The 19,922-nt window shown below is 60.3% G+C and carries 13 protein-coding genes, 6 pseudogenes and 1 other annotated feature; of the genes and pseudogenes, 6 read left to right on the top strand and 13 right to left on the bottom strand.

Annotated features, from left to right (window positions below; genetic code table 11):
- Nucleotides 1-23: 23 nt before the first annotated feature.
- The gene (locus ACFXS9_RS21635; protein WP_392691878.1) at nucleotides 24-236 is read right to left on the bottom strand and encodes a hypothetical protein; all 213 of its coding nucleotides are present in this window, start codon (nucleotides 234-236) and stop codon (nucleotides 24-26) included.
- Between the two features lie 237 nt (nucleotides 237-473).
- Between ACFXS9_RS21635 and ACFXS9_RS21630 the strand changes: the two genes are divergently transcribed.
- Nucleotides 474-1,817, top strand: coding sequence for an IS1182 family transposase (locus ACFXS9_RS21630; RefSeq protein ID WP_392691875.1), 1,344 nt, complete (start codon nucleotides 474-476; stop codon nucleotides 1,815-1,817).
- Between the two features lie 173 nt (nucleotides 1,818-1,990).
- Here ACFXS9_RS21630 and ACFXS9_RS21625 read toward each other — a convergent pair whose 3' ends face one another.
- The 4 genes from ACFXS9_RS21625 to ACFXS9_RS21610 all read right to left on the bottom strand — a co-directional run bounded on the left by ACFXS9_RS21625 (nucleotide 1,991) and on the right by ACFXS9_RS21610 (nucleotide 5,124).
- Entirely contained in the window at nucleotides 1,991-2,419 is a 429-nt protein-coding gene (locus ACFXS9_RS21625) for a hypothetical protein (RefSeq protein WP_392691873.1), read from the bottom strand.
- Between the two features lie 338 nt (nucleotides 2,420-2,757).
- Nucleotides 2,758-2,922: a hypothetical protein gene (locus tag ACFXS9_RS21620; RefSeq protein WP_392691871.1), complete on the bottom strand. Its 165-nt coding sequence runs from the start codon at nucleotides 2,920-2,922 to the stop codon at nucleotides 2,758-2,760.
- A gap of 487 nt (nucleotides 2,923-3,409) precedes the next feature.
- Nucleotides 3,410-3,628 carry a hypothetical protein gene (locus ACFXS9_RS21615; protein ID WP_392691868.1) on the bottom strand — a complete coding sequence of 73 codons (219 nt, stop codon included), beginning with the start codon at nucleotides 3,626-3,628 and terminating at the stop codon, nucleotides 3,410-3,412.
- A gap of 302 nt (nucleotides 3,629-3,930) precedes the next feature.
- Nucleotides 3,931-5,124 carry an NAD(P)/FAD-dependent oxidoreductase gene (locus ACFXS9_RS21610; RefSeq protein ID WP_392691865.1) on the bottom strand — a complete coding sequence of 398 codons (1,194 nt, stop codon included), beginning with the start codon at nucleotides 5,122-5,124 and terminating at the stop codon, nucleotides 3,931-3,933.
- 775 nt (nucleotides 5,125-5,899) lie between these two features.
- Between ACFXS9_RS21610 and ACFXS9_RS21605 the strand changes: the two genes are divergently transcribed.
- Nucleotides 5,900-7,048 (top strand): IS630 family transposase, encoded by a 1,149-nt coding sequence (locus ACFXS9_RS21605; protein WP_392691775.1) that lies wholly within the window; start codon nucleotides 5,900-5,902, stop codon nucleotides 7,046-7,048.
- A gap of 102 nt (nucleotides 7,049-7,150) precedes the next feature.
- Here ACFXS9_RS21605 and ACFXS9_RS21600 read toward each other — a convergent pair whose 3' ends face one another.
- From ACFXS9_RS21600 to ACFXS9_RS21580, 5 genes and pseudogenes are all read right to left on the bottom strand, one after another.
- Nucleotides 7,151-7,432 carry a hypothetical protein gene (locus tag ACFXS9_RS21600; RefSeq protein ID WP_392691862.1) on the bottom strand — a complete coding sequence of 94 codons (282 nt, stop codon included), beginning with the start codon at nucleotides 7,430-7,432 and terminating at the stop codon, nucleotides 7,151-7,153.
- 558 nt (nucleotides 7,433-7,990) lie between these two features.
- The gene (locus tag ACFXS9_RS21595; RefSeq protein WP_392699931.1) at nucleotides 7,991-8,317 is read right to left on the bottom strand and encodes a hypothetical protein; all 327 of its coding nucleotides are present in this window, start codon (nucleotides 8,315-8,317) and stop codon (nucleotides 7,991-7,993) included.
- Nucleotides 8,318-8,399: 82 nt separating this feature from the next.
- Nucleotides 8,400-8,648 carry a hypothetical protein gene (locus ACFXS9_RS21590; protein ID WP_392691860.1) on the bottom strand — a complete coding sequence of 83 codons (249 nt, stop codon included), beginning with the start codon at nucleotides 8,646-8,648 and terminating at the stop codon, nucleotides 8,400-8,402.
- 80 nt (nucleotides 8,649-8,728) lie between these two features.
- Nucleotides 8,729-9,895 (bottom strand): annotated as a pseudogene (locus ACFXS9_RS21585) (IS3 family transposase).
- Nucleotides 9,557-9,670: a sequence feature (AL1L pseudoknot), on the bottom strand. (Overlaps the previous pseudogene by 114 nt.)
- 129 nt (nucleotides 9,896-10,024) lie before the next feature.
- Nucleotides 10,025-10,144: a hypothetical protein gene (locus ACFXS9_RS21580; RefSeq protein WP_392699930.1), complete on the bottom strand. Its 120-nt coding sequence runs from the start codon at nucleotides 10,142-10,144 to the stop codon at nucleotides 10,025-10,027.
- Nucleotides 10,145-10,817: 673 nt separating this feature from the next.
- On the opposite strand from ACFXS9_RS21580, the pseudogene ACFXS9_RS21575 reads away from it, so the two are divergent.
- From ACFXS9_RS21575 to ACFXS9_RS21565, 3 genes and pseudogenes are all read left to right on the top strand, one after another.
- Nucleotides 10,818-10,993, top strand: a pseudogene (locus tag ACFXS9_RS21575) (transposase domain-containing protein); the annotation flags it as partial.
- A gap of 575 nt (nucleotides 10,994-11,568) precedes the next feature.
- Nucleotides 11,569-12,570, top strand: a complete 1,002-nt coding sequence (locus ACFXS9_RS21570; RefSeq protein ID WP_392691858.1) for a RimK family alpha-L-glutamate ligase — start codon at nucleotides 11,569-11,571, stop codon at nucleotides 12,568-12,570.
- Nucleotides 12,571-12,644: 74 nt separating this feature from the next.
- A pseudogene (locus tag ACFXS9_RS21565) lies at nucleotides 12,645-13,547 on the top strand (IS110 family transposase); the annotation flags it as partial.
- Nucleotides 13,548-13,782: 235 nt separating this feature from the next.
- On the opposite strand, the pseudogene ACFXS9_RS21560 reads toward ACFXS9_RS21565, so the two are convergent.
- Nucleotides 13,783-14,695 (bottom strand): annotated as a pseudogene (locus ACFXS9_RS21560) (IS3 family transposase); the annotation flags it as partial.
- A gap of 597 nt (nucleotides 14,696-15,292) precedes the next feature.
- On the opposite strand from ACFXS9_RS21560, the gene ACFXS9_RS21555 reads away from it, so the two are divergent.
- Entirely contained in the window at nucleotides 15,293-16,318 is a 1,026-nt protein-coding gene (locus ACFXS9_RS21555) for a radical SAM protein (protein ID WP_392691856.1), read from the top strand.
- A 998-nt stretch (nucleotides 16,319-17,316) separates the two neighbouring features.
- On the opposite strand, the pseudogene istB reads toward ACFXS9_RS21555, so the two are convergent.
- Together istB and istA are read right to left on the bottom strand one after the other, a co-directional pair.
- Nucleotides 17,317-17,992 (bottom strand): annotated as a pseudogene (gene istB / locus ACFXS9_RS21550) (IS21-like element helper ATPase IstB).
- A 67-nt stretch (nucleotides 17,993-18,059) separates the two neighbouring features.
- A pseudogene (gene istA / locus ACFXS9_RS21545) lies at nucleotides 18,060-19,602 on the bottom strand (IS21 family transposase).
- Between the last annotated feature and the right edge of the window lie 320 nt (nucleotides 19,603-19,922).

Genomic DNA, 19,922 nt, shown 5'->3' with positions numbered 1-19,922 from the left:
GATCAGGCGGATCTTCGCCGGCGTTACGTCCGGCGCTTCGACACATCCTCCTCCGACCAGGACCCTCTGTAACCCTTCGCAACCAGGGGCACCTCGGGCTTGATGGCGACTTCGACCCGCTCCAGATGCGCGCCGAATTCCTTGCGCGGCCGCGGCGTGCGCTTCGGCTTGTCCTTGCCACCAGTCTTGGCCAGTTCGGCTTCAATCGCCGCTACGCCGGGCTTCTTCGACAGCATCGATTGAAAGCTTCTGCCTAACCTAGTCCGCCATCATACGGATTGTCCGTGTGGTGCTGCTCTACATCGAGCGCTGGCCAAAGGCATTCGTACCGATGGAGGACGGCAGCATAATGCCGCGCACAGCGTGAAACGCCGCGTGAGGGTGATCAGTCCGCTCCTGGCGAACCTTATTCCTAGGAGCCTGTCTGAGTAGTGACTGGTCAAGAGGGAGCGAGTCTGATTCCTTGCGCAGCCATGAGCAAGGAATTTCGCCCCTGGAAGATCGACGAGGCCCAGCTTCTGCCGCCGAGCGTGCAGGATTATGTGCCGAGGGACCACGTTTCGCGGCTGATCGTGTCGCTGGTCAGGGAAAGCCTTGATCTATCGGCGATCATAGGCAGCTACCGAAGCGGGCTGGGGCAGCCGCCGTTCGATCCTCGGATGCTGACGGCGCTGCTTCTGCACGGCTACGCGAGCGGTATCTACTCGTCGCGGCGGATCGCCAGGGCGGCGGTGGAGCGGGCGGATTTCATGATGATCGTGGCGGGCGATGCGCCGGACTTCCGCACGATCTCAGAGTTCCGGCGGCGGCACCTGAAGGCGCTGGCCGACCTGTTCGTGCAGGTGTTGAAGCTGGCCGAGAAGGCCGGGTTGGTGAAGCTCGGGCACGTTGCGCTCGACGGCACCAAGATCAAGGCGAACGCGTCCAAGCACAAGGCGATGAGCTATGATCGCATGAAGAAGCGGGAAGCGGAGCTTGCAGCGGAGGTCGACCGCTGGCTCAAGGCGGCGGAGGCCGCCGATGCGCAGGAGGATAAGCTCTACGGCGACAAGCGCGGCGACGAGATGCCCGATTGGGTGGCCGACAAGCAGAAGCGGCTTGAGAAGATCCGCGAGGCCAAGGCCGCGCTGGAGGCCGAAGCCAAGGCCGCAGCCGAGGCGGAGCGCAAGGCGCGGGCCGAAGCCGAGGAGCGCCGCATCGCCGAAGGGGGCAAAAAGAACGGCAAGACGTCCGCGCCGCCGAACACGGAGCCCGACGGCAAGGCGCAACGCAATTTCACCGACCCGGAAAGCCGCATCCTGAAGACCAAGGACGGTTACATCCAGGGCTACAACGCCCAGGCCGCGGTCGATGGTGCCCATCAGATCATCGTGGCGCAGACGCTGACCAGTTCCTCCAGCGATCAGGCGCAACTGGCGCCGTTGCTCGACGGGATCAGGGCCAATCTGGGGACCAATCCCGACGAAGTATCGGCCGACGCCGGCTACTGCTCCGACACCAATCTTCGCACGATCAAACGGCGGCGCATCGAGGGCTACATCGCCACCGGAAGGCAGAAGCACGGCACCAAATCCGCCACCGCGAAAAAGGCTTCAAGACCCGGCTCGCTGATCGCCAGGATGAGCACCAAGCTCAAGCGCGCCGGCTACCGAAGTCGCTACCGCTTGCGCAAGCAGATCGTCGAAGCCGTCTTCGGACAGATCAAACAGGCAAGAGGGTTCAGGCAATTCCTGCTGCGCGGCATCGAAAAGGTCAGCGCAGAATGGGCGCTCATCTGCACCGCTCACAACCTCGTCAAGCTCGCAAGGGCCGCCTGAGCCGCCATTATCAAGATAAAACTGCCTTCCCAAAGCTAACTGGACAGGCTCCTAGATCATGCGTTCGGCATGCGGATGGCCACAACACGACGGGGCCAATGTCACTGCAAGGGCGCCGACGAGGCGCGGCACTCTGGGCAGCGATTGCGGACGCTTTCCCGATCTGCGAGCTGCTACATCAGCAGAAAACGAAGATTGTCGACCACCAAGGATGTGAACCGGCGGGGCAACACGACATCCACTTTGACTTTCTCGGCTTCCAGTTTCGAGCCAGAAAGATCACGTGAGCGAAGCCGAGCAGGCGCATTCTCGCGTACAGCTTCCAGCCCGCGGCCTAGTCCGAAGGCGTTACGCGGATCAATCGCGTGACATGCAGCTGGGCGCTGCATCATCGACAAATCTGCGACCGAACCACTCGGATGTACAATTCGTGCATTCGTGGCTGGATCGCCTACTAGAGCCAATTGCGTCCGACCCTGCAACGAATCGACGCCTATATCATTCGGTAGGCGCGTCGTAAGTTCAAGCGGCTGCGCCACCAGACCAAAAGTGCAGATTGGTTTCACCGGATACGCCGGCCAACCCCACTTCACCTCGGTCATTATGTCCTGGCAACGGCCGAACATCGGGGCCATGTGACTCGAGATGGGCATGCACGGTTTTGGGAGCGCCCGGAGGCCTCCGGATGACTTTCCGAACGACAGCTTCAGTACGTCCCGGTGATGCAGGTCGGCCAGAAGATGCGGCATAACGGAAGGGATCGGACGACGCTCCACCGTTTCCCGGTTGAGGAGCGCGAACATGAAGCGGCGCGGATGCAATAGAAGTCGGTGCCGAGAGCGCCGGCCGTGATTTCCGGCGCGAGCGTGGTCCGGCGCGCGGTCGCATTGACAAGGCCGATCGGCAGCTCGATATCATGACGCCGGCAGAACAGCGATAATTACGTGCCTGCAAGCAGCACGGACTGCTGTGCGCGAATGCTCCCCTTCTCTGTGTCGAATGCGCTTGCCCATCCGCCCTTGGTTTCGAGCCCGGGCGCGGACCAATCCCGATGAATGGTCACGCCGTGCTTGCGCGCGGCCGTGGCGAGCGCGGGCACCGCCATCGATGGCTCGGCGCGCCCGTCGCTCGGCGTCTACAGGCCGTCGATTCCGGCGTGACGTTACCGGGCATGCGCTCCGCAATTTCGGCCGGTATGTGGATCGACGAGTGAACCTGCTGCTCGCACGCGAGATGTGCAGCCCAACTCTCCCAGTCAGCCGGCTTCTCCGGATGCTTGGTCCGGAACAGGATACTGCTGCGCCGAAAGCCTGCGTCGACGCCGGCGTCGTTTTGCATGCTTCCCACAAGCGCAGCGCCTCGCGGGCAAGCAGAATTTCGGCACGCGCCCGCCTGCTGGCAGCACTACTGCCAATTGCAGCTCGACTTCTCCGCGCCGGCATGTCCCTTTTCGACCGCTTGCTATATGGTTGAGCGCGGGACATGAGACACTCCTGGCAATAAGTTTGAACGGAGCCCACTGGCTCTTCATGGGACGCTCATCCCTGGATCGAGGGCGTCGCGCTGCCCGTCCCCGAGCAAGTTAAAGCTGGTCACCGCAAGCGTGAAGCAACACCCAGCGCATTCGCGAGCCAGGGCGCGCTGTCAGATGGATCTGGGCTATTGAGCATGTTTCCCCAGTTAGCAGCCGGCGGCTGGCTGCCGTAGCCGAGATAAACTAATATAGTATTCAAACACATCGCCTTGGCAACGTTGAGGGTGGGCGCCAGCACGATCGGCGCCATCGCGTTGGGCACGAGCTCGCGGAACATGATGCGCAGAGTCGAAACCGAAGGCGAGAGCGGCGAACGCAACTCGGTTTACCAAGAGAATGGACTTCGGTTTCCACAACGCGCGACGCTCATCCAGGCGGCGGCTGCTACAGGCGAAGGGGGGAAGCGGCAAGCTGGAGCCGTGTTCGTCATCGCTTTGCAGGGCGGCATCCCCATCCGTACGCACCTGCATTGCTCCGGGCTCGTCGACGATGGACGCGGTGAAGGTGGAGCGAAGAATGGCGAGCGCTTGCTCGCGACAGGCGCCAGGGGAGGGCTTGGGCTGAGAGCAAACCATGGGATCACCGGCCAACAGCGTCGAGGGTGCGATACCAGAGCGTCACGGCCTCCAGGCCGGGGCGGCGGAATGCGTGAAGCGGGATCGGCCGGATCCCCTCAACGGGTAACGGCGCCTCGTCCTGGGGAAGACCGCCGATCAGGTCGGCCAGGACCCTGCCCAGCTGAGACAGCATGGCGACGCCTCTTCCGTTGCATCCAAGAGCGACGAAGAGGCCCAACTGTGGGTTGTGTAGATGCGGGACGTGGTCCACGGTCAAGGCGACGCGGCCGCCCCATGCGTCCTCCCACTCGACGCCATCGAGCTGACGGAAGATCCTCACCGCGGTCTCCCGCAGCCGGCGGAAATATCTCTCCGGCTCATGCAGTCCGAACGATCCGCGGGCTCCGATCAGGAACCGGCCGGCTGCATCGAACCGCATGTAGTTCATGAGACGCCTGGCGTCGGAGATCGGCAGCCGCTCGGGCATGATCGAGCGTTGGAGAGCGTCCGGCAGTGGTTTGGTCGCGCAAATGATGCTTGATGCCGGGATGATGCTGCGCTCGAGGCCGGGCACGAGCCGTCCCGAATAGGCGTTCGTGCAGACGAGCGCAAACGGGGCTCTTACTACGTACCCGTTCACCGTAGCCTCCCACTGGTTGTCTCGGCGGGCCAGGTCCGTCACGGGCGAGTGCGCGAACACCTTCGCACCACCGGCGACAGTGACGCGTACCAGCTCACGGGCATAGCTCAGCGGCTGGAGCTGACCGCCGCGGGGATCGATCCAGCCAGCCTTGTAGAAGCCGGTCCCGGTCGCCGCGCGGATCTGGATCTCGTTGAGCAGACGGATCGGCACGCCCGAAACCGCCTGCCAGGAGGTGGCGCGCCGGGTCACGGTCTCGATGGTTGCTTCGTCGACCGCCGGCTGGAGCCATCCGGAGCGCTGGGCGTCGCAGCGCATCTGGTAGCGCTCGATGACGTCGAAGGTCCGTTCCGCAGCCTTGCCGGTGAAATCCACCAGGCGCGCGCCCCGCGGTTCGCCGAACATGCGCAGGAGCTCTTCCGGGTCGTACTTCAGACCGGGGATCACCTGCCCACCGTTCCGGCCCGATGCGCCGAAGCCGGCATCCTGCGACTCTAGGACGACCGCTTGCTGGCCGAGTTCGTTTAAGCGTAGGGCCGCGTTGAGGCCGGTATAGCCGGCCCCGACGATGATCACGTCGGCGATAACATGCCGGTCGACCGTCGGGAGCTTCGGCGCCGGCGGCCGTCCTCAGCCAGCCTGACCGTTGGGGAGTGGCACGGACGGTTGCGCTCATGGTGCGAAGGTCTCCTGTCGCGGCGCGACGTGGGGGAATCGGTGAGAAGAGCCAGCAGGGCGTCAACCATGCGGAGGCAGGCCCGCGCTGGGCGGGGTCGACGAACTCGTCGGGCTTGTGCGCCCGCTCTATGGAGCCCGGCCCGCAGTGACGGTGGTCCTCTATTCATGCGCTGGCGTTTGCTCGGACTGATCGAGGCGGTATGGCAGGTGGTAGCTGGCATCAATTGCCGAATGGCGCTTGGTTCGCATCGCCACGTATTCCAAGATTCTGATCTTGCCTCCGCCAAAGGGCGGCCGCTGATAAAATCCAGTGCACCAACCGTGAGGGCGGACGAGCTCGCCTGCATGACGCCTCTGCGGTTCGCACTCATGTTTCCTCCCAAGTATAAATTCCGTGACCTTGGTCGCCCTGAGACGGTCATCTTCTTGTCAAGGATTAACAGCATGTTAAGCCTGAATTTCCCTAATTTGAGCTTGCAGGGCCGAAATTGTGCTCCTTATTCAGGGAATGCGAAGTTCGTATGTGATCGAGCTTGGCGTTCGATCCTACGCGAGGGAGGCACGCTAGACGACCGATTCCATGAAATCTGCGTCATGGATTAGGTGGATTGGTGGAACGGACGGGCTGTTGGGGGATTCCTCGTTTGCGGTCGGCGAAACGAGGAGCTGTATCATGGCAGGATGGCGGCGAGCGGTCGAATTGGCAATGAGTGATGAAGAGATAGCGACCTTGACGACGCTTTCGCGGTCGAGGATCGAACTGGCGAGCCGGGTGTCGCGGGCGCAGATGCTGCTGGCGTATCGGGAAAATCCTTCGTTCTGCGCGGTGGGCCAGAGACTTGGGGTCCATCATCAGACGGTGCAGCGCTGTGTCGAGCGGGCGCTGGCCGATGGCCCGCTGGCAGCCCTCGACGATCGCCCGCGACCGGGCAAGGAGCCGACGATCACGCCTGAGGCCAAAGCCTGGTTGGTGTCGCTGGCCTGCGACAAGGCCAAGGACCACGGCTATCCACATGAGTTGTGGACGACGCGGCTCTTGGCACGCCATGCGCGCGAACACGGGCCGGCGGCGGGGCATGCGTGCTTGGCCAATTTGGTCCAGGGAACGGTGTGCAAGATCCTCGGCCGAGAGGAAATCAAGCCGCACAAGGTGCGCTACTATCTTGAAAATCGCGACGCCGAGTTCGAACAGAAGATGGCGGAGGTGCTGTGCGTCTATCGGGAAGTCGAAGTCCTGAAGAAAGCCTCTGCCAAGGGAAAGAAGAAGCGGGGAAAGCCGGTGACGATCGTCTCCTGCGACGAGAAGCCGGGAATCCAGGCCATCGCAACGACGGCGCCGGATTTGCCGCCCAAGCCTGGCGTCCACGCCACCTTTGCGCGCGATCATGAATACAAACGCCATGGCACGCTCAGCCTGTTGGCTGGGATTGATCTGCTCACCGGCAAGGTCCACGCCCTTGTCAAAGATCGCCATCGCAGTCGAGAGTTCGTCGAACTCCTCAGGCTTATCGATGACGCCTATCCGCCGAACACTGCGATCAAGTTGATCCTCGACAATCATTCCGCGCACATCTCGCGAGAAACCAGAGCCTGGCTCGCCACTCGACCAAGCGGGCGCTTCGAGCTCACCTTCACGCCCAAGCACGGCTCATGGCTCAATCTCATCGAGGGATTCTTCTCCAAGTTCGCCCGTTCAGTCCTCCGCCACATCCGGGTGGCCTCAAAACACGAACTCAAGGAGCGCATCATGGCCGGTATCGACGACGTCAATCGCCATCCGGTCATCCACAGGTGGTCCTACAAACTCGCCGACGCCGCCTGATATGATTCAAACCAAGAAAACGCTGACCTAGACGATCTGAGCTTTAACCGATTGGCACGACGTATTACTTGCCAGCGCCGATAATGCCTAGTGACGCCCGTGTTAAGCCTCCTCCGGCTGCGGCGTCAAATCACGCGAGAGTCGAAAACGGTCTGCCTGCAGAACGCGTAATTCTTGTGCGTTGCTTCTGGCCGCCGGACAATTGCGCTGGTATTTCATCTTGGCGCCCAAGCCGACTCTCTCCCGCATGTCGCTGGCGCGACGTTTGGCATGCTGACGCGGTAGGCGGCGCGGATGTATTGGGGCCAGCGTGATGTTGTCGAGGACCGACTTGTGCGGAAACAAATTGAAAAGTTGGAACAAAAAAGTGACGTTGACGCGCATTCTGCAAAGTTGCGTTTCATCCCCCGTACGTCTGCCAGGTGATCCTAATATGCCCCGAGTCTCAGGACTCAAGCGTCATCAGGATTCTCAATATTATTGTCTTGCCCAAACTCGATGGCACGGTCAACGCGAGGCTCTCGCCCGTTCCGCGGCACAGCCATCAGTCCGGCCTGCGAACGACGGTCTGAGCAATGCTGGCTATTTGAGAGCCGTATGATTCGCCAGAAAATCAATTTTCCATTTACGAATAGGTCGCACTCGCAGTTGCGAGCCGTGCGTTACCATTGCATCGCAAGCGAGCAGTGGAAAAACCCGCCCGCCTCGGCGCGCTGGCCGAGGCTAAGAACCGATCCCGCCTCTGCTTCGAGGAGGCTGCGCCAAACGCTCCGATAGTCTGGAAGTGCCCCGCGCGATATACGAGCGTCTGGGGTGCGAGGAGATTTGCGTCCTAATCGCGCTCTGCAGCCGCTGCCATCGGGCGTCACCTCTTCCCAGCGGCGCGGTTGTAGACTTCGCGCGAGGCGCTATTTGGGCGGTGCCGCTCGGCAAGCCGCCGGATCAGGACGGCAACCTCGGCCTGCTTGGGGGCGATGCGGAAATCAGGCCCTCGAGGACGCCAAAGCCGGCGGTCTCCGATCTGCGGCGGTATCGCCGCGCCGCCAGACGCGTCTGTAGTCGCCGAAGCTCTGGTAATCGTCGGCAATCAGCGCATGCGTGCATGCTGCCAAGGGCGCGACCTTCGGACACCGAGTGTGCCGGCGCGGAATAGGGTACTAGCCTGCCCCTCAGGCGCGGCTCATAGAGGTAATCCTCCTCCGAAAGCGTGAAGAGCAGATTGAAGGTCGACGAACGGCGCCAGCTGAAATGATCGGCGAGCTCTGCCAGCGTCGCTGCCTTCTTGGTGCGCCCAAACTATTCTAGAAGTTCCAGGATATTGGCATGCGGGCCGCAATCGCGGTCCCTAACCTCAATACGGGAAGTGGAATGTTTTCCTGCCGGAGCCACACCAAACCCTGCCGGTGATCATATGCAGCTCGTTGAACTTCCGGAATACAAGGGCGATCGCTTCCTGAACTCTCCGATCGGGATCCTTCTCGATCCTGTCGGGCCCTGACTTAACATAGCCCACGGCCACGGAAGAGCTCACCCGCCGTGCCTTCTGCTTTATGGCTTCGAGGGAATGCCGTCGAAAAACCGAAAGCTCCATCTTGCTCATCGTACCTTTCATACCAAGAAGAGGCCGATCGTTAGGCAAGGCTGAACGCCCCGGGTTTGCCGGAGGCCATTTAGTTTAAGTTATGCCGCCATGGCGGATTGTTCCAGCATGGCGTAGTAGCGTTGCTCGGCTTCGGCCGGCGGGATGTTGCCGATGAGCTCCAGGAGCCGCGCCTGTTGTTGAACCAGTCCACCCATTCCAGGGTCGCGAACTCGACGGCCTCGAAGCTTCGCCATGGTTCACGCCGATGGATCACCTCGGCCTTGTAGAGGCCGTTGATGGTTTCGGCGAGAGCATTGTGATAGGATCTCCAACGCTGCCGACGGAAGGTTCGATATCAGCTTCAGCCAGCCGCTCGGTGTGCTTAATGGATACGTATTGGCTGCCCTGTCGCTGTGGTGAACGAGCCCGCCACGATGAACCGGCCGTCGATCATGCAGAGCATGTTCCCCTCATCCGGCACGAAGCTGGCGTGCGCTGTGCGAGAGGCCCGCCACCCCACAATCCTGCGGGCATAGCGTCGATGACAAAGGCGACGTGAACAAAGCCGGTCCAGGTAGCGACATAGGTGAAGTCGGAGAGCCAGAGGACATTAGGCCTTGGCGCCCTGAACTGGCGGTTGACGTGATCCAGCGGGCATGGCGCTGCCTGTCGCTGATCGTGGTCTTGACGGCTTTGCCGCGGATTACCCTTGCAAACCCACGTTCCACATCAGTCGTGAGACTGTACACCGAGCAGCATCGAAGCCTTCGCGCTTGAGGTGTCGCCAGACCATGGCGCACGCCGTAGATGGAGAAGTTCTGATAGAAGACGCGCCGAACCTCGATCTTCAGGGCAGCATCCTGCCTGGCGCGGGCCGACAGTTTGGCCGGATCGCGCCGCTTGGCGACATGAGCGTGGTAGGTCGAGGGGGCGATCGGCAGGACCTTGCAGATCGGCTCCACCCCTGCGCCCCACGATGATCGTCGATGAAAGCGATCAGGCTTGGACCGGCGGTCGAGCTCCGCCGTCGCAAAATAGCGCTTGCCTTGCGGCGAATCTCATTGGCCTGCCGAAGCTCGCGTTTCTCCGTTCCAGGGCCTTCAGCTTCTCGGCCATCTCGATCGAAACGCCGGCCTGCTGCCCGCTGTCGGCTTCCGCCTTCTTGACCCAGTCATGCAGCGTCTGCGGCGTGCAGCCAATCCTGGCCGCGATCGAAGTCACCGCCGCTCAGCGCGAGGGGGCTCGCTCGCGTGATCCAGAACCATCCGAACCGCACGGGTCCGAACCTCGGGTGAAAACCTGTTCGTGTCTTGCTTGTCATGGCTCCATCCTCTCAGGAGTTGCAGCCTCTGGCAAACCCGGGGCGGTTCAAGGCCGGATCATAAGCTCCGTCCTCATCGATAATAATCGTGCCCACGCCGGCAGAGCTCCGACAGCATATGCCAGTCGCGCTCATTGCGGGCTAAGCGAGAGGTTTCCACCGAAAGCACAGCGCCGACGCGACCTTCGCAAATCGCAGCGAGCGGTTTCTCAAATTCCGGACGACGGACACCGCCGCCAGATCGTCCTCGATTACTTTAGCATACTTGCAACCCAAGTGGCGGGCACGGTACGCCAGGCTATACTGCCGGCGTTGGCTCTCTAAGTTATGAGTGACCTGCATAGTGTCGATCGACGAACGTAAACAAAGGCGCCGCGTGCGAGATAGTCAGGCGTGATTTTAGTCATTGCTCGCCTCTGATGTGTGCGGCCAGCGGCCTTATCGCCTCCATCACCAGCAATCTCTGACGATCCACCAACTTCGCTCGTTCTGCCGGAGTGAGTGTCATCGAGGCGGTCGCGCCTCGAATAGATCTGCTTGTGGAAAGGTCCGACGCATCGCGTTCCATGCCTCCATCATCAGGGGGCATCTCCGCTACCTAGGGCTAGAAGCGAAACGATCAGTGCTCGAAAATCAAGAATTGACGTCAACGAAAGACATGAAATCTGAACGATCTGACAGTCCCTGCTTGTGCCTGCGTCATCCAGGCCGGGACGAGAAACGAGGAGCCACCTTCCGATCGCAGATTAAAGTGCCGTCCAAATGGATCTGGTCGCCGACGATCGTCGCGGTCCGTCCGCAAAGAGGGTGAAATGGGTAGAAGACTTCGATCTCAAGCCCCAGACTCCGGGAACCATGGCGTCGCCTCGCATGGCGGCGGCCGGACCTGGCGAACCATCGCCACGCTGCTGCAAAAGCCACGATGAATGACGTCGATCCGCATGCCTAGCTCACACAAACTCTCGCGCGGATCGCACGGGGCTGGCCGATCTCTCAGATCGATGCCCTCATGCTCTGCAGCTCAAAGCCTAAACGACTTTAGCTTGGCGCTTACCATACGCCGAGTTCTGGTCGAAAATGAGCTTCATGTCGAATGCGGCCGATGGGGTTCTTCTGCAGTCGGACCGTCATCGCGGCCAGGTCGTGGCCGACCTATGCACAAGCATTCGGACCTGCACGGATCTTTTGATCGCGCCGGCGAGGGCTGACTGAAGTTTGACGCGCGGGTCAGGCTGTAATGTTCCGCGAGGTTTGCGTGACGTGTGCTGGGAGGCGAGGCACCTGTGACTTGGGATCGGGAAAGCAGCAGGTCTTCGCTGGATAGCCGGAAGAGTTCCGATTGGATGCTCCTGCAACCCTGCTCGGCGGAGCGCTATCTGCTGCCTTCGTTCGGCGTCCCAGGTGCGGGGAGCCGCATACCGTTACACTGTCCGCCTCAGCGCAATGACGTGTCCCCAAACACTTGGGGGGTCTGGACATGACGCGTTTGCTTTCGGACAAGCGCGTCAAGTTGGTCTGCGAGTTCTCGGCAATTCGCCCCGGCGCGTACAGCCCTGCGCATTTGGCCCGGCTCTTGCTTCAAGGGTGCGCAGTGGTCTTACTGCCTAGGAGAACGTGATGAGATTGCTCATACTCGTAAACACTCTCGATTGCTTAGAGGAAAATGCTGCACTTCTCAGTAACGCGTTCCGTCGTTGCGGTTGTGAAGTAATTCTCGGCGACATCAATGCTATTGCAGCAGATGACTATCGCTATTTCACACGAGGAGTGTTGGTACCGGAAAAGGGCGAGCCGTACGATCTGGGCTCTGCAGCAGTGGGGAATCGAGGGACATATTTTCTTGACGAATGCCAGCTGATCTGGGTCATGGGCTCTCCCCACCATCGCGTGGCCCGCGATGTCTGGCAAATGCTGTGGCTGGCTTCCCGACATACCGCCTTCGTTAACAGCATTGAAGGCCTGGTATTTCTCAATACAAAACATGCATTGGGCTATATTCTACCAAAAGAAAACCGAGCATTTTCATACATATCCAATGATGTCTCGTTACTCTGGGAGTACTATCGGCAGACCTCAGACCAGTGGTGGGTGGCCAAGCCGCCCAATGCCAGCTGCGGGCAAAACGTCTTCTTACTTTCTCCAAACGGACCAAATGTTCGAACAATCCTCCAATGCCTTACCGGAAATACTGTCGCGCAAAAGGAAGTCGACTATGGTGGAGTAGGTGGGTTCAAAGCTGAGTACGCTATTCTTCAGAAGTTCATCCCAGAAGTAGCCCAAGGCGAAAAGCGCGTCATCGTTGCTTGCGGGAAAGCGGTCGCCTGGCACGGTCGGCAAGCGCAACCTTACGATCACAGGTCAAATCTAACGCAAGGCGGAACGTCGAATTCGGTCGATTTGCATTCCGATGAAATCGGGCTTGTCGAGTTGATCGGTCAAAAGCTGATGGCACACGGAATAAATTTCATCGGGATAGACATGGCTTATCCCTATATACTCGAACTTAATCTTGCATACCCGGGCGGGCTATATCGCGCAAAGCTAGTTTCCGGGGTAGATCGTTCGGATCAGGTGGCGGAGCTAATCATTGCTCACTTCGAGAAGCATTGTTCTTCATGAGATATGTGGTTCACTGAGCCGACGCAGGCACGCCGATCCAGCGCACGACTGCCAGCCAATTCTTGGGAAGTCGCCTGGTCGGCATTGAGGCCTGCGCCCGCTCACCACTGGGCGCGCGAGATTCGGCGGTTCGGACACGATCTGAGATTGATTCCGCGAGCCTATGTAAAACCCTACATGCGGCGAGGAGCCAAGAGCGACGCCGCTGACGCGGCCGCGATCTGCGAAGCCGTCACCCGCCCCAATATGCGGTTCGTTCCAATCAAGAGCGTCGAGAACCGAGGCTTCTTGATGCTTCATCGCGCGAGAGGCTTGCTGGTCCGCCAGAGAACCATGACGTCTTGCGCTATCCGAGCTCACTTTGCTGAGTTCGGAATCATTGTCGGTCAGTGCCGGCAAAGGGTGGATGGTCTGGTGGACTTGTTGAATGACGAGGAACTGACGCTCCCCGCCCATGCCCGCATCGCACTGACTGTTCTCGTGAACCAACGGAAGGAATTGGACCGGCAGGTCGAGGCGATCGAACGGGAGCTGGCTGACATTCAGAGAGAAATCCGATGGCGAAGTTGCTTTCCTCGATTTCCGGCGTTGGTCCCATAACGGCCACGGCCTTCGCCACGACTGTGCCGGACCCGACCATGTTCCGCTCGGCGCGAGAGTTCGCGGCCTGGTTGGGCCTGATGCCTAAGCAGAATTCCACCGGCGGGAAGGATCGGCTCGGCCGCATAACGAAACAGGGCGATTCCTATCTCAGGCACTTGCTTGTCATCGGACACGGAACGTCGTTCGATATCCGAAGGCACGCTCACGGGTCGGAGGCGGCCTGGATCGAAGCTCTACTTGAGCGACGTCGGCCCATGGTCGTCGCGATCGCCGTTGCCAACAAGTTAGCTCGGATCGTCGGGGCGAGGATGACGACCGGGGAATTCTATCGCCTAAGCTCGCGGCCTGAGCTGCCGCGCAACCTGGTCACCTGAAAGATGTGAGGGCAAATGACAGCATGATGGAAACCGGCGGAGCTGGGGATCGAGCAAGCCCGAAGAGCTTTAAGCGCAACAAGCGCGACCCGTTGATGAGGCCTCGATCCGCAATCTCCATCAGGGCCAGCGGCCATGGCATCGGTCGCACTAACAGGCCGTATACATGAACGCACCCGACCGTTCATCCAAAGTGCGGCTAAAATCCCTTTCATCCGCGGGGCCGTCTATACATGAAGCTCTCGATGAAGGCGTTCTGCATGGGCTTACCCCGCGCGATGTAGTGCTACAACGCGCTGATCGGCCCAGGTCAGGATAGCAGTGCTGGTCAGCTCGCTGCCGTTGTCGCTGACCACCATTGTCGGCTTGCCGCGCTCAATCACCAGCCGGTCCAATTCCCGCGCCACCCGAGTGCCGGAGAGCGAGCTGTCGGCCACCAGCGCCGGACACTCGCGGGTGCAGTCGTCGACCACGGTCACGATGCGGAAGCGGCGGCCGTCGGCCAGTTGATCCGAGACTAAGTCGAGCGACCAGCGGTCGTTCGGTGCCATCGCCACTGTCATCGGTGCCCGCGTCCCGATCGCCCGCTTGCGGCCGCCACGGCGACGCACCGCAGGCTTCTCTTCCCGGTACAGCCGGAACAGCTTCTTGTGATTGACCAGATAGCCCTCCCACTTGAGCAGCACATGCAGGCGCCGGTAGCCGAAACGGCGGCGCTCGTGGGCGATCGCTCGCATGCGTTGGCGAAGGCCGGCATTGTCCGACCTGATCGTCTGGTACCTCATGGTCATGCGGCAACAGTCGATGGCTTTACACGTCCGCCGTTCGCTCATCTCGAAGGATTCCCGCAGATGGCGACAGCTTTCCGCTTGGCTGCGGGCGTCACCATTTCTTTCCCAAGAGATCCTTCAAGGCTGCGTTGTCCAGCATGGCGTCGGCCAAGAGCCGCTTCAGCCGCGTGTTCTCATCCTCCGGCATCTTCAGCTGCTTGGCCTCCGAGACCTCCATTCCGCCGAAATTGGCTGTCCATTGTAAATGCTGGCGTCGCTGACACCGTGCTTCCGGCACAGATCGGCGACCGAAACGCCGGCCTCGTACTCTTTCAAAATCCCGATGATCTGCTCTTCCGAAAAGCGGCTGCGCTTCATGCTCTGGTCCTTGTCGTGGGCCAGAGCGAACTTCAACCTGGATTAGGCCGTGGGGCAAGGTCTGCTGCGCTCGGTCTCGGTGATTCGGTACGCTCGCGTCCACTGATCACAGCAGATGCGGCTTACTCTATTGTCCAGAAATATTCACCAACGCATATGCTTGACCACTCAATCCGACGCGGAGGCGGCACGTGTCGGCAACTGGTTTTTCAAATGAACTGAAGAGGGAAATTAGAATGCGTGAGTGACTTTGCCAACAGGGCCAGATCTCCATAACGTCAACCTCGGCTCTACTCTCCGAATGATATGTTGTGGTCTGTGCGGGCGAACGATGTCCGTTCGAGCGTATGGAAATAGATGCTCATCCTGCCGATGCCATGGCGATAACATACCCTTGTAGCGGCCGGCCGCTTGTCAGGGACTTGCAAATCGGCTTGGCGTGGCTGTGCTTCTGTCTGAAAGCGAACGCGCCTGATGTCTAGAACCCGCCAAGGTGTTTAGAGCGCGACACTGTGCCCGAAAAATCGTCAGTGTTCCTTACATAGCACTGGCCCAAATCCTGCTTCGGTCTCCGTGAGACAAACCCAGGAGGGTGCTATGTCACTCGACAACCCCCGTTCCATTCTCTTCGATCACGTGAGAATCGCTGTATCATTTTACTGCAATCTTCATTGCGAACACTGCTATGTTCCCGAAGAGTACGGAGATCAATACAGGAGGCTTGTGGAGCCGTCACAGTTGTCTATCGCGGAGATAACAAATTTTCTCGAACTTCTAGTCGAGAAATATTTCTTGAGAAAGATAACGATAGCTGGTGGTGAGCCGCTTCTAAAAGCCGTCTTTCCGCGCTCCGCAGCCTTGATCCTCTATGCGAATAGGCGAGGCCTTGACGTTCAGCTGAATACACTAGGGCTCGGGCAGGTTGCAATTCGTGATGTCGCCTCGATCTTCGATGATCGCGAGAAGCTAATGTTCCAATTCAGCTTCGACGGTGCGAAGAGGGAAACGGTGGATCGCTTTCGCGGCAAAGCAGGCGTTTACAAATCCGCACTCCGGCAGATGGCCGAAGCAGTCAATTGCGGGGCCTTGGTGCGGGCTAGGATGACTGCCAATCGGCACAACATTGGTGAAGCGCTGGACGCCTATCGACTACTGTCGTCGATCGGCGTCGACTCGTTCGAGGTCAGGCCTATGTTCGTTTCAGGTATTGCCATCGACAACGAAGATGCACTCTTGGGCTCAGCTGACGAGATTAGAGAGCTGCAGGAAGCCCTGATCGCAATGGCTGCGCACACGTCGACGCGCCTCGAATTGCCGCCTCCGATTTTCTCTGACACAGCGGAGCGGCGACCGAACGTGAAATATATCGGGTGCAACTGTGGTGTCGCCTCGGGCTATCTCTCTTCAAACGGCGACCTCTATCCCTGCTTCTACGTGGTTGGGGACCCCGACAGGCACCGTTTCCGCGTCGGCAACATCCGGTCGCCGGGATCTGACCTAGAGACTGCTTGGCGAACCTCGTCGGCTCTCAAGAACTATCGAGCGAACAGCGGCTGCACCCAATGCCCGACCCAGGTAGCCCTTCTGAGGAATGTCGACAGGCGCGCGCTTGCGTGCGCGTGACCAGACTTTCCTGTAACAGTCGCCTCCAGATCTGCGGTTGCCGATCATCGATGAGACAGCGTCCCGCCTTATGGGGCAGATCTGTGTCTGCCCAGATTATGCCCTTGATCAACACCGAAACGACAGACTTTCAGAAGGCATGAGAGAACATCTCATTACTCGTCGGGCTGGATACCCGCGCCCAGGGCGAAGGACGTCTGAGGACGGCGTCGCCAGCCCATCGGATTTCCATGTCGTCGACGAGAGCGCGCGAGACGATTTGGCCGCCTTCTTCCGGCCCCGCGCATGCAAGCCGGCGAGCATCCCGTGGTTATCCGATCTCGGGCGACAGGCGATCTGGTATTCCCACCATGGAGAGGACGTCCGTGAGGCCCTGGCAGGTCCAGGCAGCGGCTCTTCCTGAACATCGTGATTCTTCGCGAGCACTCAGAAAATCTGGACGGTGCCCATCCAGCTCGCGTTCAAGGGAGAGTTCCCTACACTAGGGCGCAGGATTCAAGAGATTGCGAAAGACTTTGCACCACGGTCGGGCAAGACGCAAGCCGATGGGAAGACACTAGTCCGGCTCGCCTCATCGTATGCACCCGGTGACAGTGATAAGCGCAGCCCAAGTCGAACGACTTGAAGTGGTGGAGACGATCGGTGGCGCCGCTGATCCGAGCTTGTTGCACCTTGAGGCGGCGTTTGAGCCCGAATGCGCTGGACCGCGACGGGCAGGCCTTTGTCCGCTTCCCATGGCGAGTGGTGCCCTTCCTCCGTCAGAATGTGCGCGATCGGCTACTCCTCGCCGATCCATATCGCTGTGACTGGCACGACGTTCTCTTATCCTCATCCTTCCATGCGACTATTTGGAGGGCTATGCCGGGCTGATGCAGGCTGACTGCATATTTCGCTGATCGTGAGCAGTGATTTCGCGCGATCATGAGCGCTGAATTCAGACGATCGTGAGCAGCCCGCTCCGGCCGAGGCGGTGATAGAGTCAGCGTTCTGGCTGCTCGTCAAGGGTGATGGTTTTGGCGTTTTCGCATGCTTTCGCCGGCCAGCTGGAGGCGGTGCGCGTTATGGACGAGGCGATCGAGGACGGCGTCGGCGTAGGTTGGGCTCCGATGACTTCGTGCCATTTGTCCACAGGGAGTTGGCTGGTTACGATGTTGGAGACGCGGCCATGGCGGTCCTCGAGGACTTCCAGGAGATCGCGCCGCTCGGTGACGGTGAGCACCGACAGTCCCCAATCGTCCAATATCAGAAGCTGGGCGCAGCCAAGGGTTTTAAGCAAACGGCATAACGTCCATCTCCTCGCGCGAGCGCCAGCGCTTCGAACAATCTTGGGACGCGATGGTAGAGAACCGAGCGATTGTCGCAGCAGGCCTTTTGGCCGAGGGCACACGCTAACCAACTTTTGCCCAATCCGGTCGCTTCGGTTATCAGCAATTTCGTGGCGATCGATCCAGTCGCCGCTGACGAGCTTGGCGAAGACGGCCCGGTCAATACCCCGCGGCGTGCGCAAATCGACGTCCTCCACGCAGGCATTCTGGCGGAGTGCGGCCAACTTGAGGTGCGTGGTGAGCCGCCTCGTGTCGCGTTCAGCGGCTTCCCGGTCGACCCCGATGCGATCTTCGAACGGCAAGCTTCGAGATCAGGTGATCGTCGCTGCTCCTCGAAGGCCTTGGCCATGCCGTCCAAACCGAGCTCGATCAGGCGTTCTTAGGTGGGGTGGGTGAGCATACAGGTCTCCTTGGCTTCAGTGGAAATAATCCCGGCCGCGGATGTTGCCGTGGCGCAGGGGTTGGTGTTCGGAGGGCTCGTCGAGAAAGGTGCGATCCAGGCCGTTCTGTAGGATGGAGCGGATCGAGGCGACGGATCGCGCCTTGATCAGAATGCCGCGCCGGCAGGCCGCGTCGACGCGCTCGGCGCGCTGTAGCTTTTGGGTAGCTTTTGGCCAGCGACAGAATGCCGAGGCAGGTGCGAAGCCTTGCTCAGGATGTGGCCGGGCCGCGATCACGGCCTGGAAGAAGGCGGCGGTCGACGGACCGATCCGCTCGCCGGCGGCGATCACTCTGGCGGGCGTCCATTGGCCGTAGCGCCGATGGGCGCTGGGCATGTGGTTGGTGATGGTGGTGTGGCCCCGCCGGTTGGGTGCGCGGGCGTGGCTGGCGATCCTGCGGCCGTTGTGGAAGATCTCGACCTTCCTGTCATCGATGCGCGCATCGACGAGCTCACGGATAAGCCGATACGGCGCGGAATACCAGTGTCCGTCGATCTCGATATGATAGTCGGGGCCGACCTGACATTGCTTCCAGGCGCGAAAGAGGAGGCCTGGTCCGGCAGATTTGTCAGCTTGGGCTTGTTGAGCTCGGCGAGCAGTCCGGCGCGGCTGGCGACAAAGTCGCGCATCTGCCGAGCATCGAGTTCGACGACGAGTATTTTGATGACTGCGTTCAGCTCCGCCAACGAAAAGAAGCGCTGGTTGCGCAACCGCGCTAGAATCCATCGCTGGGCGGCTTCCACCGCAACTTCGACCTTCGCCTTATCTTTTGGGCACCGCGGCCGGGCTGCGAGAATGGCCGTGCCGTAATGGCTCGCCATCTCGGCATAGGTTCGGTTGAGGCCGGGTCGTGGCGGTCGGGATTGGTGACAGCGGCCTTGAGGTTGTCGCAGACCACGAATGTCGGCTCGCCGCCGAGGAAGGCAAAAAGGTTGATGTGGACCCTGATCCAGTCGGCGAGCCCCTCGCTGGGGCAGACCTCGGCGTAGATATGTTTGGACGCACCCATCGCCGCGACGAACAGCTTCATCGACTGCACTTCCCCATTTGAGGGGTCGATGACGTCGATGGTATCGCCGGCGAATCCACGAAAACCTTCTCGCCGCCCAGATGGGTCTGCCGCATCGAAGGCCGGGCACGCCCTTCCAGGCCTCGTAGGTCGTGCAGAAGCATGTGTAGCCGCGGGATGGGTGGCGCGATACTCGTCCCACAGCAGCCGGCGGGTCACGTTGCGCCGGCGCAGCTCCTTATCGACATGCCCCAGTCGGGAACCGGCCGCTGGGCTCTGCGAAGCAGGCCTTGGCGCAGGGAAAAGCAGCAGCTCCAGGTCCTCGTCGGTCACTCCGGCCGGCAACGGCCAGTTCAGCCCGGCAGGCAGCTCCGGCTCGGCGCAGATAGCTGTGCACGGCACCGCTGCTGATGCCCAGGGTGCGCGCGATGGCTCGCTCCGGCAAGCCTTTAACATGTTTAAGCGGAGAATCTCTTTGATCCGGCGCATCGACAATCTCTGGGTGGGCATCGGCCTTCCTCGTTCACTGACGAGGCAGTTCCTAAGACGGTTGAGTTGTCGGCCGAAGCGGGCTGAGCCGCTGAAAAGTTGCTCACGCTCCCGCGAAATCCATGCTCACGATCCCCTGAAATCCGTGCTCACGATCCGCGAAACATGCAGGCTGACGCCTACGCCGGTTTCAGTTAGGCTGTACGAGGCGCTCGGAAGCCGCTCAGCGAAACGCTGAAAAGCGTTCAGCCTTCCAAAATCGATGGCGCGCCTACGTGATAGGATGCATACCTACCTCGATCACAGAGGACTACCAGCGTCGGTAGGTTCGTTGTTCGCGT

The sequence above is a fragment of the Bradyrhizobium sp. RDI18 genome, assembly GCF_043203335.1.
In the GTDB taxonomy this organism is placed as follows: domain Bacteria; phylum Pseudomonadota; class Alphaproteobacteria; order Rhizobiales; family Xanthobacteraceae; genus Bradyrhizobium; species Bradyrhizobium retamae.
Note: the sequence above shows the minus strand (reverse complement) of the source record. Positions and strands in the feature narration are given on the sequence as shown.

Coding starts and splice junctions, on each gene's coding strand:
- ACFXS9_RS21635 (WP_392691878.1), bottom strand. CDS start 236: ATGCTGTCGAAGAAGCCCGGCGTAGCGGCGATTGAAGCCGAACTGGCC.
- ACFXS9_RS21630 (WP_392691875.1), top strand. CDS start 474: ATGAGCAAGGAATTTCGCCCCTGGAAGATCGACGAGGCCCAGCTTCTG.
- ACFXS9_RS21625 (WP_392691873.1), bottom strand. CDS start 2,419: ATGACCGAGGTGAAGTGGGGTTGGCCGGCGTATCCGGTGAAACCAATC.
- ACFXS9_RS21620 (WP_392691871.1), bottom strand. CDS start 2,922: ATGGCGGTGCCCGCGCTCGCCACGGCCGCGCGCAAGCACGGCGTGACC.
- ACFXS9_RS21615 (WP_392691868.1), bottom strand. CDS start 3,628: ATGTTCCGCGAGCTCGTGCCCAACGCGATGGCGCCGATCGTGCTGGCG.
- ACFXS9_RS21605 (WP_392691775.1), top strand. CDS start 5,900: ATGGCAGGATGGCGGCGAGCGGTCGAATTGGCAATGAGTGATGAAGAG.
- ACFXS9_RS21600 (WP_392691862.1), bottom strand. CDS start 7,432: ATGCGCGTCAACGTCACTTTTTTGTTCCAACTTTTCAATTTGTTTCCG.
- ACFXS9_RS21590 (WP_392691860.1), bottom strand. CDS start 8,648: ATGAGCAAGATGGAGCTTTCGGTTTTTCGACGGCATTCCCTCGAAGCC.
- ACFXS9_RS21570 (WP_392691858.1), top strand. CDS start 11,569: ATGAGATTGCTCATACTCGTAAACACTCTCGATTGCTTAGAGGAAAAT.
- ACFXS9_RS21555 (WP_392691856.1), top strand. CDS start 15,293: ATGTCACTCGACAACCCCCGTTCCATTCTCTTCGATCACGTGAGAATC.